The sequence below is a fragment of the Bacillus sp. P4_D3 genome (genome assembly GCF_056401855.1).
Map to the genome: position 1 here is coordinate 1 of NZ_JBFUIN010000381.1, position 2,980 is coordinate 2,980.

Annotated in this window: 3 protein-coding genes; all 3 read left to right on the plus strand. The window is 31.1% G+C overall.

Going from position 1 to position 2,980, the window contains the following annotated elements:
* Positions 1-936: glycosyltransferase family 1 protein (locus AC1DTM_RS21400; protein WP_477000821.1), on the plus strand; the 936-nt coding region annotated here is incomplete at its 5' end.
* On the plus strand, positions 933-1,832 hold the full coding sequence (locus tag AC1DTM_RS21405) for a glycosyltransferase family 2 protein (protein ID WP_477000822.1): 900 nt from the start codon (positions 933-935) through the stop codon (positions 1,830-1,832). The genes AC1DTM_RS21400 and AC1DTM_RS21405, both read left to right, overlap by 4 nt.
* A gap of 73 nt (positions 1,833-1,905) precedes the next feature.
* Positions 1,906-2,980: EpsG family protein (locus AC1DTM_RS21410; RefSeq protein WP_477000823.1), on the plus strand; the 1,075-nt coding region annotated here is incomplete at its 3' end.

The following is a 2,980-nucleotide window of genomic DNA, read 5'->3' on the forward strand; positions in this document are numbered from 1 at the left end:
ATTAAATTAGTATATGATGTTAATGATGGGTATGATAATTTACTTGAAATAGAGCAGGATTATACTGAGTTTATGGAGAGGATTTTAGAAAAGTGCGATTTTTATTTCAAAAGAAGTTTTAGTAAAGTTTATAATTCTAAATTATTATATAAGGATAAAATATATCCGTTAGGTCTAAATTATATGGTTACGGTACCTGGTAATATCGCACATATGCCTATGCCTTATGATCCACACAAAGAAAAGGTTAAGAAATTAATACGTATGTTACCATTTTCGGAGTATTATAATAAGTTTTACCACGTCAACTCATTTGAAGAAGTTCCTAAAAGCGAGGTAAACCCGAAAGTGCTTTTTATGGCTAGATTATGGGACGTAAATGGGGATTATCCAGGACAAATTTCGTTAGAAAAAAAAGAAGAACGGGCGTATATTAATGAATTTCGAGCAGAGTGTATCAGACTATGTAGAAAAGAATTTGGTAATAGATTTTATGGAGGTGTGACCCCGTCTGATTTTGCTAATAAAGGTTACAGAGATATTCTTATAGAAGATAAAAAAATTATTAAGCGGAACCATTATTTGAAAAAGGTAAAAGAGTCAGCAATTTGCATAGCGACTATGGGATTACATGAATCAATTGGATGGAAATTCGCTGAGTATGTTGCAGCAAGTAGAGCCATTGTAACAGAAAGTCTGAAATATGAAGTGACTGGGGATTTTTTAGARGAAAACAATTACCTTGTTTTTAGAAAACCAGAGGAGTGTTTGAGCCAGGTTTATAGATTATTAGAGGATGAAGAATTTAGGTATAAGATGATGTTGAATAATTACGAATATTACCATGAATATGTGAGACCTGATCGACTCGTATTAAATAGTATATTTACAGTACTACAGAAAAGTGGTTACAGCTGGAGAGGTGAAGTTGTTTGAAACCGATTCTTACTGTTTTTACTCCTACTTTTAACCGCGCTTATACGCTTCATTTATGTTATGAAAGTTTGAAAAGGCAAACACATAAAGAGTTTATATGGCTTATTATTGATGACGGATCTAAAGATTACACAAAAGAGCTTGTAGAAAAGTGGATTTCTGAAGGGATAGTTTCAATTCAGTATCATTACCAAGAAAACCGAGGTATGCATGGAGCCCACAATACTGCGTACAGACTAATTGATACAGAACTGAATGTTTGTATTGATTCGGATGACTATATAGCTGATGATGCAGTAGAAAAAATAATTAATTTTTGGAGTGAATATGGTAATTGCAAATACGCTGGTATTATAGGATTGKATGCTGATTTTAATGGGAATATTATCGGAACAAATATGCCAGAAAATCTGAAAGAAGCTACATTATCAGGGTTACATGCTAAACATAAAATGAAGGGGGATAAAAAGTTAGTTTATAGATCGGAGTTGACAAGAAACTCTCCGGCATATCCAATATTTCCTGGAGAAAATTATTGTCCTCTTAGCTATAAATATATTTTAATAGATCAAGAATATCCTTTGCTCATTATGAATGAGGTGTTATGTTTCGTTGAGTATAGGGCTGATGGATCAAGTATGAATATTATTAATCAGTATAAGAAAAACCCTCATGGTTTTTCTTTTTTTAGAAAGGTAGCGATGAAGTATGCGCCTACGTTTAAGGAGAAATTTCGAGAAGCTATTCATTATGTTTCCAGTAATATAATGGTAAGAAACTATAAGTTTTTAAAAGAATCTCCATGTAAATGGGTAACAATGATGGCCATCCCATTTGGTACTATACTTTATTTTTACATTTTAAACACACATAAATCTACAGTTTTAAAAAAATAAAAAACTAGATTTCAAAGTGGATGGAGTAATTTATAAAAAGAATATATGCTTAATACGTGGAAGTGATTGATGAATGACTGTATTATGGGTGAATCTTATTCTAGTATATTTTTTCTCTTTTTTTGCGAGGTATTTTTCTAAACCTGCTATCGAGGAGAATCTGTTTAATCAACCGAATATTCAACCGAATAAATTTTTAGTATTTTGTACTATGTCAACTTTAGTCTTAGTTTCTGGTCTCCGTAATAATGTTGGAGACACGTACTTTTATATGTATTCCTACTCTATAAGTAATTTTAGTTGGGAAGAGGTTAAAGCGGGAAAGGATATAGGGTTCAATATTATCCAAATGTTTTTAAAGCAAATTTCGGATGATCCACAAATTATGATTTTCGTAACCGCATTGATTACGAATGTATTCATTGTACTTGTTCTATATAAATATACAAGAATGTTTGAATTAAGCATATACGTATATGTAACAAGCGGAATGTATTTAACCTCAATGAACGGAATAAGGCAGTATCTTGCGGCAGCAATTATTTTCATGGCAACAAAGTATATATTCGAAGGTAACTGGAAGAAATACGTCATAGTCGTATTAATTGCATCAACTATACATCAAAGTGCGATTATTCTAATTCCAATATATTTTATAGTAAGAAGAAAAGCATGGTCATGGGAAACATATGTATTTCTTTTTGTGGCTGTGTTAATAGTTATAGGGTTTAATCAATTTATTGATGTTTTATTCACAGTTATAGAAGACAGTCAATATAGTGAGTACAAAAATTTTTCAGGTGGAGGCGCTAATATACTTAGGGTTGTGGTTAATGCAGCGCCGATCATACTTGCTTATTTAGGAAGAGATAAATTAAGAGAAGTTTTTCCGAAAAGTGATTATATTGTGAATATGTCTATATTAGGTTTGATTTTTATGATTATCTCTACACAAAATTGGATTTTTGCAAGAATGTCTATTTACTTTGGGTTGTATCAATTAATATTAATTTCTTGGGTTGTAAAAGTATTTACTCAAMGAGATCAAAAAGTGATTTATTACGCTATTTTATTTTTCTATTTCATTTTTTATTACTATGAATGTGTAATAAGTTATGGCGGTGTMGGATATCGAAGTGATTTTATAA